16 protein-coding genes are annotated in these 14861 nt (G+C 49.0%); 6 read left to right on the top strand and 10 right to left on the bottom strand.

The features are described 5' to 3' along the window. Positions 1-75 precede the first annotated feature (75 nt). Complete coding sequence (locus tag AB4876_RS05180; RefSeq protein WP_368380583.1) at positions 76-477, bottom strand: GFA family protein; 402 nt, start codon at positions 475-477, stop codon at positions 76-78. Between the two features lie 476 nt (positions 478-953). Between AB4876_RS05180 and AB4876_RS05175 the strand changes: the two genes are divergently transcribed. After that, the gene (locus tag AB4876_RS05175) at positions 954-2087 is read left to right on the top strand and encodes a hypothetical protein (protein WP_368380582.1); all 1134 of its coding nucleotides are present in this window, start codon (positions 954-956) and stop codon (positions 2085-2087) included. Positions 2088-2150: 63 nt separating this feature from the next. Here AB4876_RS05175 and AB4876_RS05170 read toward each other — a convergent pair whose 3' ends face one another. After that, positions 2151-2606 carry a nitroreductase/quinone reductase family protein gene (locus tag AB4876_RS05170; protein ID WP_368380581.1) on the bottom strand — a complete coding sequence of 152 codons (456 nt, stop codon included), beginning with the start codon at positions 2604-2606 and terminating at the stop codon, positions 2151-2153. A gap of 131 nt (positions 2607-2737) precedes the next feature. Next, positions 2738-3409, bottom strand: coding sequence for a type 1 glutamine amidotransferase domain-containing protein (locus AB4876_RS05165; RefSeq protein WP_368380580.1), 672 nt, complete (start codon positions 3407-3409; stop codon positions 2738-2740). A gap of 133 nt (positions 3410-3542) precedes the next feature. On the opposite strand from AB4876_RS05165, the gene AB4876_RS05160 reads away from it, so the two are divergent. Further along, positions 3543-4424: a LysR family transcriptional regulator gene (locus tag AB4876_RS05160; RefSeq protein ID WP_368380579.1), complete on the top strand. Its 882-nt coding sequence runs from the start codon at positions 3543-3545 to the stop codon at positions 4422-4424. Between the two features lie 83 nt (positions 4425-4507). Here the strand turns inward: AB4876_RS05160 and AB4876_RS05155 are convergent, their stop codons facing one another. From AB4876_RS05155 to AB4876_RS05145, 3 genes are all read right to left on the bottom strand, one after another. Further along, positions 4508-5566 carry an NAD(P)H-dependent flavin oxidoreductase gene (locus AB4876_RS05155; protein WP_368380578.1) on the bottom strand — a complete coding sequence of 353 codons (1059 nt, stop codon included), beginning with the start codon at positions 5564-5566 and terminating at the stop codon, positions 4508-4510. 202 nt (positions 5567-5768) lie between these two features. After that, a complete protein-coding gene (locus tag AB4876_RS05150) occupies positions 5769-6656 on the bottom strand; it encodes a TIGR01777 family oxidoreductase (protein WP_368380577.1) in 888 nt (295 codons plus the stop codon). A 168-nt stretch (positions 6657-6824) separates the two neighbouring features. After that, positions 6825-7280 carry a DUF1294 domain-containing protein gene (locus tag AB4876_RS05145; RefSeq protein ID WP_368380576.1) on the bottom strand — a complete coding sequence of 152 codons (456 nt, stop codon included), beginning with the start codon at positions 7278-7280 and terminating at the stop codon, positions 6825-6827. A gap of 185 nt (positions 7281-7465) precedes the next feature. Between AB4876_RS05145 and AB4876_RS05140 the strand changes: the two genes are divergently transcribed. Then, a complete protein-coding gene (locus AB4876_RS05140; RefSeq protein ID WP_368380575.1) occupies positions 7466-7711 on the top strand; it encodes a hypothetical protein in 246 nt (81 codons plus the stop codon). Between the two features lie 63 nt (positions 7712-7774). Here AB4876_RS05140 and AB4876_RS05135 read toward each other — a convergent pair whose 3' ends face one another. The 3 genes from AB4876_RS05135 to AB4876_RS05125 all read right to left on the bottom strand — a co-directional run bounded on the left by AB4876_RS05135 (position 7775) and on the right by AB4876_RS05125 (position 10482). Then, positions 7775-8152, bottom strand: coding sequence for a carboxymuconolactone decarboxylase family protein (locus AB4876_RS05135; protein WP_368380574.1), 378 nt, complete (start codon positions 8150-8152; stop codon positions 7775-7777). A 115-nt stretch (positions 8153-8267) separates the two neighbouring features. Continuing rightward, the gene (locus tag AB4876_RS05130) at positions 8268-9284 is read right to left on the bottom strand and encodes a nucleoid-associated protein (RefSeq protein WP_368380573.1); all 1017 of its coding nucleotides are present in this window, start codon (positions 9282-9284) and stop codon (positions 8268-8270) included. Between the two features lie 301 nt (positions 9285-9585). Further along, a complete protein-coding gene (locus tag AB4876_RS05125) occupies positions 9586-10482 on the bottom strand; it encodes a LysR family transcriptional regulator (protein ID WP_368380633.1) in 897 nt (298 codons plus the stop codon). A gap of 196 nt (positions 10483-10678) precedes the next feature. Here AB4876_RS05125 and AB4876_RS05120 point away from each other — a divergent pair, with 196 nt between their 5' ends. The 3 genes from AB4876_RS05120 to AB4876_RS05110 are packed head-to-tail and all read left to right on the top strand — an operon-like array spanning position 10679 to position 13288. Continuing rightward, the gene (locus AB4876_RS05120; protein ID WP_368380572.1) at positions 10679-11380 is read left to right on the top strand and encodes a CoA transferase subunit A; all 702 of its coding nucleotides are present in this window, start codon (positions 10679-10681) and stop codon (positions 11378-11380) included. A gap of 11 nt (positions 11381-11391) precedes the next feature. Continuing rightward, entirely contained in the window at positions 11392-12048 is a 657-nt protein-coding gene (locus tag AB4876_RS05115) for a CoA transferase subunit B (protein ID WP_368380571.1), read from the top strand. 46 nt (positions 12049-12094) lie between these two features. Further along, on the top strand, positions 12095-13288 hold the full coding sequence (locus AB4876_RS05110; protein ID WP_368380570.1) for an acetyl-CoA C-acetyltransferase: 1194 nt from the start codon (positions 12095-12097) through the stop codon (positions 13286-13288). Between the two features lie 121 nt (positions 13289-13409). On the opposite strand, the gene AB4876_RS05105 is transcribed toward AB4876_RS05110, so the two are convergent. Continuing rightward, the gene (locus AB4876_RS05105) at positions 13410-14813 is read right to left on the bottom strand and encodes a cytochrome P450 (protein ID WP_368380569.1); all 1404 of its coding nucleotides are present in this window, start codon (positions 14811-14813) and stop codon (positions 13410-13412) included. Positions 14814-14861 lie beyond the last annotated feature (48 nt).

Raw genomic sequence — 14861 nt, 5'->3', positions numbered from 1 at the left:
GCATTTCCATATACTTCGCCATAGACCTGCCAATTAATAACCGTTCGACACGGCCAATCTGGGCAAGCGTGTAGTTTAAATAGGAAATCCCGCAAAGCGAGGTACATCCTCCAGCCCATTATCCCAGCTCGCCTTGCTACCCATAAAAATATGGGCCTGCGGCGCAAGGCCAATGTCGGTATTAAGACTACCCGCCGGAATCACAACCGACTCGCCATCTGCCGACGAAAAGGGCAATGCCGAGCCACAGCGGCTACAAAAACTGCGCTGATGCCGCGTGCCCAACACCTTAAAATTAGATACGCTGTCTTTGCCCTGCAACCAAACTAACTCACCGCCACGGCCGAAAAGATTTGCAGCATGCGCCGAGCCCGAGTTTTTACGACAGCGCTGGCAATGGCAGAGAAAGAATTTTTTAAGCTCACCGCCGTATTCATAAATAACATTACCGCAAAGGCAAGAACCTGAGTGTATCATGAGCCACCACGCCTCAAATCATTATAATTGCAGGTTACAATAAGCCATTCCACACTCCCTTTAAAGACCTACACAACGGCCTCGCGATCAATTGACTTTAAGCTCATCATAAAAGCAATATCGGACTATAGAGCGAAGCTAGCCATCTAAGTAAAATCAACACACCCCGCTTCACGCAAGAGGTCAATGAAGCCAAAAAACAATCCCACAACTTAAAATACTCAATGAAAACTTTGGCTATATAAAGACGTTAGATTCAACCCGAAAACAATATATTACTACTTATCAACAAATTCTAAATTAAAGATAAAATCAAAATACACTAATAATCACTGGGTTTTTAATGTGACCTAGTAATATCGCTTTTAAAAAGATATTTAATTTATATCATTTAAAATTAAACTTTATTTTTGCTATTTTTGTGAACTACGTCTAATCTTTGCGAATTGACATTATAAGATCACAAGGAAGCCATCATGATAAGAGCTAAATCCATTCGCAAATGTGCCTTAGCGCTTGCCCTAGCAAGTGCCTCAGTAGGTGTTTTTGCAGCAGGAAAATCACAGGGCCAAAATAATGGGCAGCCCTTTCAGGCAATTCAAGCGCTAATAGATTCTAACTTGGCCTTAATTCAGGCGAACCAGGGCGATATCACCAACCTGCAGTCACAATCTTCTGCGCTATTAGCTTCGTTTGATGATCTCAATAGTCAGTTGACCGAGCTTGATGACCGGGTCACCGCTAACGAAGACGAGCTAAGCTCTGTCAATGCCGAGCTCGACACGACCAATGGTTCTCTCACTGCGCTGTATTCAGAAGTTTCACAACTTGCTGCGCGGCACACGGCTGACTTGCTAGCGGTTCATCAGCAGATCGACAACCTAACGGATGTTGTCAGCGGCAACACTCAAGCCCTAAATGCGCTTAGCTTAGAGCTAGTAGCAAAAGCGCAGGAACTTAGCACGGCAATAGCCGACAACGCACTGGCAGTAGACGGACTCACCGCCGATTTAGCGCTGCTAAACGCGCAGGCAACGATGCTCAATCTTTCGCTCGTTAATGCGCAGCAATCAATAGCCTCCCTAGAAACGCGTGCATCTACCCACGAAGCTGACATCGCCGGACTGCTGCTTCGAGTGATGACGGTAGAAAGCGAAGTAGCCAACCACTCTCACGGCGAAGTAGATTTAACCGGCGTTGAACTTTCTTACGAATCTGAAGGCCGCGATGTTCATATCTTCAAAACCCCGCAAGCTGCAGTTTTAGCAGATTACACAGAATTCTGTGACGCTCGCGGCCTGCAATGGTGGGGACCAAAATCATCTGCTGATGCACAACTTTTATTAGATAATGCACGCGCCATAGACAACTACCACACTTGGGTACAGGTCTACGGCCTTGTTACTACCACGGGTAACCCCGCAACAATGAATGGGTTTCCCTTTGCGCCAGACAGCCCAAGCTGTGTCGCCGGTTCAAGCTCTGGCTGGGCGGCTGTTCGGGACTGGGGCTGCTCTTTGTGTGACCCTGATGCCGCTGGCAGTAACGGCAAAAGCCATTGCTGGGACACTAGCCATCAGTACGACTGGTTTGCCTGCGAAGCGAAATAATACGTTAGGTTAACTAAAATCCACGCTAATATTGGGCCGGCAATTGCCGGCCCTTGCCGTTTTTTAGGCCGGATAAAAAACCACAACCGGAATCTCTCTGTCGGTTGCGGCTTTATAGCTGGTATAGGGCGCAAAGTATTCTGCCATTAGCTTCCACAACCTTTCTCGCTCATCCCCACTAGTCACTTTAGCGACCGCTTTAAATTCATCATTGGCCACTTTTACTTGGATTTCTTGATTGGCCTGCAGATTTAAAAACCACGCGGGGTGCGCAGCTGCGCCGCCCTTTGAGGCAATCACACAAAAACCACCATCACCGCTGGGCCGGTAAATAAGCGGTATGATTAAGGTCTGACCTGATTTTCGCCCCTTCGTCGTCAGTAACAAGGTGGTTAGCATGCCCACGCCGCCGCCTAAACTGGCATCCCATAAATGAGCCGCTTCGCCATCGGCAAGATACGAATTCACATGGTCACTCATCCACGATGGCAGGTAATCTGGCAGTTTTATGTCGGTCATTGTGATACACCTCAATTGATTTACAGGTCGCTGGCAAAGCTGATTTTCGGTACTAGCAATATAGGCTACTTTACCTGCTCATACTCAGTGGGCAACACAGTTTGGGGCTTGCTGCGAGCGGTGCTGCCGCTCTAAGCGAGCTGTCTAACTAGCGCCTCACCGACTGCATGGGCGCTCGCTGGGTTTTGGCCAGTGATAACTCGGTCTGCCTCAATAACAAATACACCCCAGGGCTGCACCTTGCTGTAACGAGCTGAACTTCGTGCCAGTGATTCTTCCAGCAAAAAGGGAACATCCGCTATCGTGCCGTAATCAATCTCTTCTTCGCGAGTAAAACCGGTGACTGACTTACCGGCGAGTAACCGTTCGCCGGTGCTCAGGGTGATTGGCAGCAGAGCCGCTGGACCATGACACACCGCTGCCAACACCCCCCCATCTTCATAGTGCTTAGCACTGAGCTTGGCGAAGTCTGCATTTGTCGCTAAGTCAGACAATAAACCAAAGCCACCGGGATAAAACACCGCCGCGTAATCGTCGATGTTTACCTGCGAGACTGGCAAGGTGTTGTTAATGCGGTTTTGAAACTCTTCATTACTCAGAATCGCCTCGTTAACCGCATCGCCCTCAATATCGGTGCCATACAACGGCGCCTTACCGCCTTTGATCGAGGCAATATCGTAATCTAGCCCCGCCTCCAAAAACACATGAAGGGCATGGGTAAGTTCCGGCGAGTAGGTACCGTTGGCTTGGTCTGTTGCACCTAAAGTTGCGTGATTAGTCACTGGAATCAGTATTTTCTTCATCGCATTTTCTCCTGCCTTGAATGTGTTGTGCTGGCTTTTTTACACCATGGAGCCATCCTAGTAGACAGCGCTCTTGGCAACAATATGCTAAATTAGAAAACCACTATTGCTAATTAGCAACAATAAGGCAGCCATGGACAACTTTGAGGGCATCATCGAATTCGTAGCCGTAGCAGAAAGCCAAGGCTTCTCGGCTGCGGCTAAGCAAATGGACTGTAGCACCAGTCACGTGAGCAGACAGGTATCCCGGCTCGAAGCGCGGCTAGGTAGCGCATTGCTCGCCCGCACCACCCGCAGTGTAAGCCTTACCGAAGCCGGCCAAACTTATTACCGCCAGTGCCGAGACCTAGTAGACGGCCTGCAGCAAGCCAACGAGCAAATCAACGCCCAGCAAGTACAGCTCAATGGCACGCTACGCGTCAGCGCGGCGGGGCCATTTGCCGAGCGCTATGTTGTGCCAGCACTGATCCAGTTTGCCCAGCTACACCCAGAGCTAACCGTGGATATTGATTTTAATAGCCACAAAGTGAATCTTATTGAAGACGGTATCGACTTCGCCATTCGCTACGGCAAGTTAGAAGACTCCGGCTTAGTGGCACGGCGCTTACTACCGCGCCCCCTAATGGCCGTTGCCAGCCCCCAATACCTTGAACGAAATGGCTGCCCCACTCACCCCACGCAACTTAAAAATCACAACTGCATCATTTCCAACAACAACCACTGGCAATTTGAACACAAAGGCACGGCGCTTTACATAAAAGTGAATGGCCGCTGGAAAAGCAACAACGCCCACGCGGTGGTAAACGCCTGCGAACAACACCTTGGTATTGCCTATATGCCAAAGATCAATTTTTTACAGTCAATTAAAAACGGAAGCCTAAACCCTGTATTAGAACCCTACTGGAGCCAGGGCGCCGGCAGTTGGATTGTGTATCAAAATCGGCGATTTTTGCCCATGCGGGCGCGACTCGCCATTGATCATTTACTTAAGTATTTTCGAGATTGGGAGGAGTAGCAGATTAAATGCAGCCAAAGTAGCATCAGTGTTTATTAACAATAATTAGTCAAAATAAGATTAAAATGTTAATAACTCCTTCTTTAAATCACCGCTTTTATTGAAGCATTCGCACCCGCTAGGTCTCGCGTAAGCTGCCCTGCCAACACCGCCTTGCAGCCGCTAACATTCTGCCCGGCCCACAGCGGCGAAAAATCACCACTATCTTGGCTTTCTGCCTTGGCCCGGAGTGGCGCAATGGCTGTTGTTGCTAGGGGAAAATCTGGGGCTGCAGAGTTTATTGGCCCCAGCTCACGCATTAGCCGATTTACAATGCCCCGCGCTGGGCCGCCGCTGAACAGATTGGTAAGCGCAGTGACGCGGGCAGCGTCGCTTTGCAAGGCTGCGCGGTGTATTGAACTGGTGGTGGCTTCTGGGCAGAGCAAATAAGCGGTGCCGAGTTGAGCAGCAGTCGCGCCAAGGCCGATAGCGGCAGCAACGCCCTTGCTGTCGGCAATGCCACCGGCGGCAATAACGGGAACCTTCACAGCTTGCACCACCAGCGGCAACAAGGCGAAAGTACCGACCTGAGTGCTTATGTCGCGCACCAAGAAACTACCGCGATGCCCACCCGCCTCTAAGCCTTGCGCAATGATAGCATCCACACCACGCGCCTCTAGCCAAAGCGCTTCATCGACGCTTGTTGCGGTAGACATAATTTTTCCGCCCCAACCGCGTATACGCGCCATTAAATCGGCGGCAGGCAAGCCAAAGTGAAAACTCACTACCGGCGGTTTAAATTCTTCCAGCACGTCGGCGGCCTCATGACTGAAAGGTCTGCGACCAGCTTGCTCAGGAATATTATCTACATCTATACCAAGCTCAATATAGTATGGCGCAAGCGCCTGTCGCCACTGCCGTTCACGCTTGGGGTCTGGCACTGGAGGTACATGGCAGAAGAAATTCACGTTATATGGCATTGCTGTTTGCCGAGTAATCGCGCTCAACTCTTTTTGCAGCGCGTCTGAGCTTAACATAGCGCAGGGCAGCGAACCGAGACCACCAGCGTTTGATACTGCGACTGCCAAAGCGTGGTCTTGCACACCCGCCATTGGCGCCTGAATGATCGGCAGATCTATGCCGAGCAATTCTTTTAGATTCATAATCCATCTCTTATAAATACGCATAAACATAAGGCCGTGCGATCGGCCCGCAGCATTGCAGAATGAAGAGAGACTAGCAGATTTGCACGACACGAACCTGCTTAGTCAGCAGAGTTAAAGAAAGATCAGCGAAGTAAAGCAGCCATGACACAGCGCAATGTTAGTGCTTACTTACTGGCCGTACTTAAGCTGCTCCGGCCGTTCACAATACACTCGTTAAGGCCGCGCCCAGTTCCTTATATTTGAACTTAAAACCTGCAGCCTCCAGTTTCACTGGTCGCACTTGTTTGCCCGCCAGCAATAGCTCAGTGCCCATTTCACCCATTAGGGCTTTTATTGCGAGAGACGGCACTGGCAATACAGCTGGGCGCTTTAGGCATTTCCCCAGGGCCTTGGTAAAGTCTTGATTGCTCACCGGCTGTGGCGCGGTGCAGTTGATAGGGCCATGCACGCTATTATCACTAATGCAGTAGTCGATAATAGCTATTAGGTCGTGCAGATGTATCCACGACATCCATTGTGTTCCAGTGCCTATTCTACCGCCTAAGCCCAGCCTAAACGGCGGGATCATTTTTTGTAAGGCACCGCCGCCACAACCTAAAACAATGCCAATACGCAGCAAGCAAGTACGAATACCAAGCACCTCGGCCGCGAGCGCGCTGGCCTCCCATTTTGCACACAGAGTACTAGAGAAACTATCGTCACCAGCACCAAATTCGTCGATTACCGCATCTGTAGCCCCAGTGCCGTAATAGCCTATTGCCGAACCACTGATCAACACTGCTGGCTTTGTTTTAGCGTTCTTTAAAAAAGCGATAATTTCTTCAGTAGTATCTAGGCGGCTATCTACTATTTTCTGTTTTTGCACGGCAGACCAGCGCTTATTTGCAATCGGCTCACCAGCAAGATTAATAACAACATCAAAGCGTTGGTCAGGGCTAACCTCGCTTAAGCTTGTAACGCCCGTCATCTCAAGGCCTAACGATTCCGGGTAACGCGTTTTAACAACAATATGATGCCTTTGTTGGCACAGATGAGCACACAGTGCACTGCCAATAAAGCCGGTGCCACCGGTAATAAGAAAGTTCATAAACGCCCTTGTACATTATGAGTCGTCAATAACATGCGACTTCCGAGCACTAAGAATAGCCCAAGAAAACAATAATTCCTGTTAGGTATACGCCATGCCAGGCCAAGTAGATTATGTTTTCTGGCATCGCTGTGCGGCAGCGCCACATCGCGAAACTCCCTCCCACTATCAGCGCCGCGTATGAAATCTACTAAAGGCCAATAAGATATCAAGGTATTTATTGCCGCCAAACTGGGTGGCTACCCATTGGTCGAATTTGTAACCATAATCGTGAAGCTTGTGGGATGCTGCGGGGCTATGCAGCCAAGCCAACAGACTAAGGTTTAATAATAAGCTTATGGTAAATACCACGCGGAAACTAACTTTCTTGGTTTTATGACGAAGTCTTTGCTGCGCAATAATCGCTCCCGGCCAACCGCACAATAATGCCGATATGTGTAAGGTGCTCTCTTGCACCCGCCATGCTCCTTTCACAGCCGCCCTTTTGTCTTTGGCATATAAGCTGTAAGCAATAACACTGCCGACAAAATAGATCAAAGCTATTAGCGGCGGCGTATAGCCAAGCCAGTAGGAGTAAGCCAAACCGGCGGCTAACAATACTATGGGTAGATACCAAATTTTCATTTTTCCGCCAATTCACGAGTATATTACCGCCACCAGAAGAAACACATATTTACCGTATAGTTGGCAGAACTATAAGTAATTCAAGTACTAAGCATCTTGACCGGCTGGATTTGCCACACCGCTAGGAGTTTCCCCTAAAAGAGACCCAGTGTTGTATAATTCACGCCACCGCAGTACAAGAGAATATGGCTACCATGAAGCAAGATGAAATAAGCACTACCGCCAAGCCCAAGTCTCTCAGCGTCTTAGCAACGTTTAAGCAGGGTATTTCGCTACTGTTTGCGCTTCAAAATAAATCCGGCCGCAAGCAGCTGATGGACTCAGCAGAAACCAACCCTCTGCCAATATTGTTCGCGGGGCTGTCAGCGATGGCTATTTTCTTCCTAATCTGCTTTATCACATCACAACTGGCTATTAAGCTGATTAATTAGCATAGCTGGCTATAAAAAACGGCCGCGTTCGAAAGCACGGCCGTTGCTAATCAAGATTAGTAATTAGGCCTCATAAGTATCAAGCACTTCGCGCGCCACGCGCATAGCAGACAAGGCCGCCGGATAACCACAATACGCGGCTGCATGCATGATTATTTCGCGAAGCTCTTCTGGGCTAACGCCGTTATTGAGCGCACCACGCACATGGCCTTTTAGCTCGCCATGCGCTTGCTGCGCAATGAGAATTGAAACTGTAACGATGCTACGGGTTTTACGGTCTATGCCACCGCGAGTCCATACCCCACCCCAAGCGTGCTCCATTGCCGCTTCTTGCAGTGGCATATCAAATTCAGTGGCGTTGCCCAAAGAGGCATCAACATGGGCGCTGCCCATCACTTCGCGACGAATTACTTCGCCGGCTTGTTGGTCTTCAATACTCATCAATATCCACCCATAACAAGTTGATCTTAAAAAATTTTACTGATTATTGCCGCGTTAGAGCATCGCTAGCACTCCCCGGCTGCAGCCCACATTGAAAATGCTATTCAGGCACACATCAATCGCTCTTGCGCGCCTTAATATTAACGATCGCCTGAAAGCCATCTTGGTTATCGGTAATGGAAACCCCTGACACCGAATACTTTGAATCACTTATTACCAAACCCACACCAGCTCTAACCCTAACTTTGCTGGTTATTGGCTTGGCTTGCTTGGCGAAATCTTGAGATTTAATTTCATAATCATCGGCAATATCTACGCCGGTACTGCTTGCCACCCCAGAGATCACCTCCGACAGCGCTTCTGAGTCGATGTATTGCGAGGAGAGGTCTTTGATTTCGGCGATAGAGGTAATTTCAGAGGAGTTTATTTTCTCTGTTATCTTCTCGTTCAATTCAGCTATTTCTTGGGAGTCTTCTATTTTTGAGCTAATGCCTTTTAATATAGAACCGCATATTTTGGCATAGGATTTAGATGTTGCGCGTGGCGACACTTTTAAAAAAGACTCTATCCAGTACTTGGTTTTTTGGCCAAGATTATCAACCACAAAAACGCCTTGAGAATTCGGTAAAATCAATGCGCCTTTTTGTATCTTATTGAGTGAAATACCGCTGCGCTGAATCACATCGAAAGAGTTTTCGGACTCGGCTATTTCAAGAAAATCGTCTTTGTTCTCTATTTTAAGAACAGCAAGAGCGCGCAATTCCTCGTCGTCTATCTTAACGCCAGAGAAAAGCAGAAATACCAAATCTCCAGCAGCAATGTTCTGATGCGTTGAGGTTGCATATAAATGTTTTGCCACCGCTTGACTGCTTTTCAAAAATTCGCTTGGTTCATCGAATATCTTTCCCGCAATATTCGCTATGGTGTTTAATGACAAATCTGACTCATGAAAAAAATCATATATTTCTTTCTGCTTAGAGAGCGGCAGCAAGTAATGCTTTAAGAGCAGCTCGCCCAATGACTCGCTGGCACTCGATTCATTATCTGCGAGACGCATGCCCTCTTCGCGCGCCTTGTTGCCTACTCGGTGTACTGCAACATTTGTTAGTCGCGCAGAACTTACATCTATCATTATTTACTCCACTCAAAATAAAAATTGATGCCGACCCAGGTTTGAATCAACATCGCAATTGTTAGGCTTATTAGTACTCGACCGCGCTTACTGCCAACAGCCGGATATTTTCGAGGAAATACCAACTCAGGTCACACGATTTTTACTGTCAAAAGGGTAACCAAGGGGAAAACCAGCCTCAAAAGCAGGGTTAACTGCCCTACGGTATGAGTACTTGCGCTATTGTAACGTTACCTGCATACCGAGACAGCAATATGCTCAACATCTGGACTTACACGCCACCAGACCGCCCTCAAGTTGCTTATATTACTAGGCCACCTGCAAAACTTTCCTGAAGAGTATTGGCCATCGCTTGGCATGCCGCCGACAACGGGTAGCTGCGATGCGTAATTAGCCCCACCTGCTGGCGTATAAGCGGCTTAAGTAATGGCCGGCAATGCGCACCAAGCTCATACATCTGCTTTTGGCAAAGCGACGGCACCACGCTCACCCCAAGGCCATTGGCCACCATACGGCCAATCGTGGCCAGTTGATGGGTTTCATAGGCCGGAATGATCGACAGCCCTCGGCTGGCAAACTCTCTGAATATCACTTTGCGAACAACAGACGGCGCTTGTAGGCTGATAAAGTCTGACTTGAGCAGTTCCTCAGCACTCAGCTGCGTCTGCTCTAGCAAGGCGTGCTCAGGGGGCAGCACCGCCACAAAACAGTCATCAAACAGCGGTGTAAATATGAGATCTTCATTGCCTTGGCGCTTGCCGTCGCCGGGGTCAAAACTAATGCCTAGCTCGACCCGCCCGCTGCGAACCATGGCCACAACCTCTTCAGCAATAACATCGTTTAGGGTTATTTGGACCTCTGGGTAATTGTTTTTAAAGCGGCGAATGGCCATCGGCAATTGATTGCTCGCAAAAGCGGGCATCGCGGCTATGCTGATTTTCCCCTCGCGGAGCGCAAAGCGCTTGTGTAAATCATTCAAAGCGCCATCCCAATCGGCGATTAAACGCAGCGCCACTGGATAAAACCCCTCGCCTTCTGGTGTTAGCGCGAAAGTACGTGTGGTGCGAACCAGTAGCTGCCCGCCAATTGTGCTCTCCAGCACTTGTATTGCGCTACTCAAAGCCGGTTGTGACAAGTGCAGAACAACGGCGGCTTCAGCGAAGCTGCGTGACTGCACTACCGCTACAAAGGCGCGCAGCTGCTTTAAGGTAACGTTAATGAGGATGACCTTTTAGTTATTCAATAAATCTATCAATCAATAAAATATATCCATTTGATAAATATATACAGACACGCCATTGTTAGCAAGATAGCGGGCTTAGCCCCTCAACAGAGTTCTTATTTCAGGAGCCCTAGGCCCAGGAATTCCGCCTTAATATTAGGAGCGCGTGGCAATGGCTGGTTTTAATAAAATAGTGGGTAGTTATAGCGAGGCCATGGCTGGTCTAGAAGACGGCATGACCATCATCGCTGGCGGTTTCGGTCTTTGTGGCATTCCTGAGAACCTAATAAGCGAAATCAAACGCAAAGGCTGTCGCGACCTGACCATTGTCTCCAACAACTGTGGAGTAGATGGCTTTGGCTTGGGCATCCTGCTGGAAGACAAGCAAATCAAAAAAATGGTGTCGTCATACGTGGGCGAGAACAAGCTTTTTGAGCAACAGCTATTGGCGGGTGAACTCGAAGTTGAGCTAACCCCCCAAGGCACACTAGCCGAAAAAATGCGCGCTGGTGGCGCTGGCATTCCCGCCTTTTACACAGCGACAGGCTACGGCACGCCTATTGGCGAAGGCAAAGAAGTACGAGAATTTAATGGCCGCAACTATATTATGGAAGAGGCCATTACTGGTGACTTTGCCATCGTTAAAGCTTGGAAAGCAGATTGCTACGGAAACCTAGTATTTCGCCACACCGCGCAAAACTTCAATCCGATGGCGGCTACCGCAGGCAAAATCACCGTTGTAGAAGTTGAAGAGATCGTCGAATTAGGTTCCCTAGATCCAGCCCACATCCACACCCCGGGAATATATGTGGACCGGCTGATTCTAGGCAGTTTCGAAAAACGCATTGAACAACGCACCGTACGCAGCGCATAAGGAGAATCACCATGGCATTAACTCGTGAACAACTGGCGCAACGTGTGGCACGTGAACTACAAGACGGATATTACGTAAATCTGGGCATTGGCATTCCAACCCTAGTCGCCAACTACGTGCCTAAGGGCATCGAGGTGATGCTGCAGTCGGAGAATGGACTGCTGGGTATGGGCCCCTTCCCAACAGAAGATGAAATCGACGCCGATATGATCAACGCCGGCAAGCAAACCGTTACCGCAGCCAAAGGCGCATCGATTTTCTCGTCAGCTGAATCCTTTGCTATGATTCGTGGCGGTCATGTCGACTTAACCGTACTAGGCGCTTTTGAAGTTGACGTAGCGGGCAACATTGCCAGCTGGATGATCCCAGGCAAGTTGATCAAGGGCATGGGGGGCGCGATGGATCTAGTCGCCGGCGCCGATAATATTATCGTCACCATGACCCACGCCAGCAAGCATGGCGAATCTAAGCTACTAAACAAATGCAGCCTCCCCCTCACTGGCGCTGGCTGTATTAAAAAGGTGGTCACCGACCTAGCCTATATCGAAATTGCCGACAATAAGTTTTGGTTAAAAGAGCGTGCGCCCGGCGTTAGTGTCGACGACATTATTCGGCTCACTGAAGGCGAGCTGGTGGTGCCAGAAGTAGTGCCAGAGATGAGCTTTTAAGCTCAACACATCAACATTATTAAGCGTTAAACACCGGAGAAGTAATATGACTGCAGGCCCAGAACGTAAAGTCGTCATTGTTGAGGCAGCTCGCACTGCAATAGGCAATTTCAATGGGGCATTGTCAGCCGTCCCCGCCCATATTCTTGGCGCCACGGTAATTAAAGCGCTGCTTAGCCGCTCAGGTATTAGTGCCGAGCAGATTGACGAAGTTATTTTAGGCCAAGTGTTAACCGCCGGAGCGGGCCAGAACCCTGCCCGGCAAGCCGTTATTGCCGCAGGCCTTCCAGAAACCTGCCCAGCGATGACCATAAACAAAGTCTGTGGCAGTGGCTTAAAGGCAGTGCATCTCGCCGCCCAAGCGATCCTCTGCGGCGACGCCGACATTATTATTGCCGGCGGCCAAGAAAATATGAGCCTATCGCCGCATGTATTGCCTAAATCCCGCGACGGCCAAAAAATGGGCAACTGGGTTTTAAAAGACAGCATGATCGAAGACGGGTTATGGGACGCCTTTAACGATTACCATATGGGCGTTACCGCAGAAAATGTCGCTAAAAAATACGCTATTAGCCGCGAGCAACAAGACCAGTTTGCTGCCGCCTCTCAAGAAAAAGCGCAACAGGCAATCGCCCACAACAAATTTGACGATGAGATAGTGGCCGTCGAAATCCCCCAGCGCCGCGGCGACCCTATCCGCTTTGCAGAAGATGAATTTCCGCGTAAAGGTACCACCGCTGAATCCCTAAGCAAGCTACGCCCAGCCTTTCAAAAGGATGGCAGTGTAACCGCGGGTAATGCATCAGGTCTTAATGATGGCGCTGCGGCACTATTAATCATGAGCGAGCAAAAAGCGAAGGAGCTCGGACTAACCCCCCTCGCCACTATTGCAGGCTATGCAAGCGCTGGCGTCGACCCTGCGATTATGGGCACTGGCCCCGTGCCCGCTTCAAAAAAATGCCTAGCCAAAGCCGGCTGGGATATTAGTGAGCTCGACTTAGTGGAATCCAATGAAGCCTTCTCCGCGCAATCATTGGGGGTGAACTGCGAACTAGGATGGGATACCAGCATCATTAATGTTAATGGTGGCGCAATTGCCCTAGGCCACCCGATTGGCGCTTCTGGAGCACGGGTCTTAGTTACCCTGCTCCATGAAATGAAACGCCGAGGCGCAAAAAAAGGTCTTGCGACATTGTGTATTGGTGGTGGCCAGGGTGTAGCCATCGCGATTGCGCGGTAAATTATTAATACAGAGGTAATAATAAGCTAGATCAATCACAAGCTTTTTATTAAACCCAACAGCCAACACCGGCACATGGACACCCACACCGTGGTGTCCATGTACTCTCCGCGCCAGAACGCTACTCTTTAGCTGTGAGTTGGACCATCATTTTTGTGTAGCCTTTAACAAAGTTTGATTGCACATACTCAGGCTCACCAAGCACTTGAATATTATCAAAGCGTTTCAGTAACTCTTCCCAAAGGATACGAAGTTGCATCTCCGCTAGGCGATTACCCATGCAGCGGTGCACACCAAAGCCAAAGGAAAGGTGGTTACGCGCATTTTTACGATCAATAAGAAATTGATCAGGCTGGTCGATAACGCGCTCATCACGGTTGCCAGAGGCATACCACATCACTACCTTGTCGCCCTTTCTTATGATTTGACCATTCAGCTCAACGTCTTCTTTGGCTACTCGGCGCATATAAGCTAAGGGGGTCTGCCAACGAATAATTTCAGAAACCATATTCGGAATCAGTTCCGGATTACATTTAAGTTTTATAAATTCATCTGGAAACTGACTCAAAGCGTAAACACCGCCAGTCATGGAATTACGGGTTGTGTCATTACCGCCAACAATTAGCAGCGATAGATTTCCCAGAAACTCCATTGGCCTATTTATCATGTCCTTAGTTTCTTCATTGGCGAGCAACATGCTGATTAGATCAAACCCCATGGTTTCACCTGCTGCCTTTTTAGCCGCTTTCTCATGCCACAGCGCCGAGAATGCTTTTCCCGCCTCAGCTGCAGCGGTAAAAGCGGTGTCTGTTACGACATCCCCGCCGGTCAGCTCCACGTTCCCGCCGATAATATCCGACCAGTCGGCGAGTTTACGGCGCTGCTCATAAGGAAAATCAAACAAGGTAGCGAGCATCCGCGCGGTGAGCTCTACCGATACCCGCTCGACCCAATCGAAGGGTTCATCAATGGGAAGATTATCTAAAACATCTTCAGCGCGGCTGCGAATAAGACCTTCCATTTCCTTAAGGTTTTGCGGCGCCACAACACCCTGCACAGCTCGGCGCTGCACATCGTGTTTAGGCGGATCCATGGCAATGAAAGTGTCTGCATGGAGACCACTAGGACGGTCGCCAAGCATAATAATCGGCTCGGCAGAAAATAACTCGTGGTGTTTATCGACAAACATAATGTCTTCATAGCGAGTCACTGACCAGAACGGACCAAATGGGCTGCGCTTTTGATAATGTACAGGCCGTTCATCGCGCAAGCGCTTAAAGTAGGATTCCCAACGCTTCTGCTTAAAAAGAAATGGGTTGCTAACATCAATATCCTGCAGCGCTAACGTTGTTACATCAGGAATCTCAGTTTCTACAAACGACGGAAATTCCTTTTTGTTAAATACTTTTTGCTTGGCTTTCTGAAGTAAATGCGCGCCCCTAATCTGAACATGAATCGGAACAACAGACACAGTTTTCTCAAGCGCTAGCGTACTCTGTTTTAATAAAGTGGCTTTGATACTCATTGGCTTCTCGTTAGACATATTATTGTAATCAGCTATAACGTGATTGTT

Source organism: Zhongshania guokunii (genome assembly GCF_040892635.1).
Classification (GTDB): Bacteria; Pseudomonadota; Gammaproteobacteria; order Pseudomonadales; family Spongiibacteraceae; genus Spongiibacter; species Spongiibacter guokunii.
The sequence above is the reverse complement of the archived record's forward strand: the minus strand, read 5'-3'. Positions and strand labels throughout refer to the sequence as shown.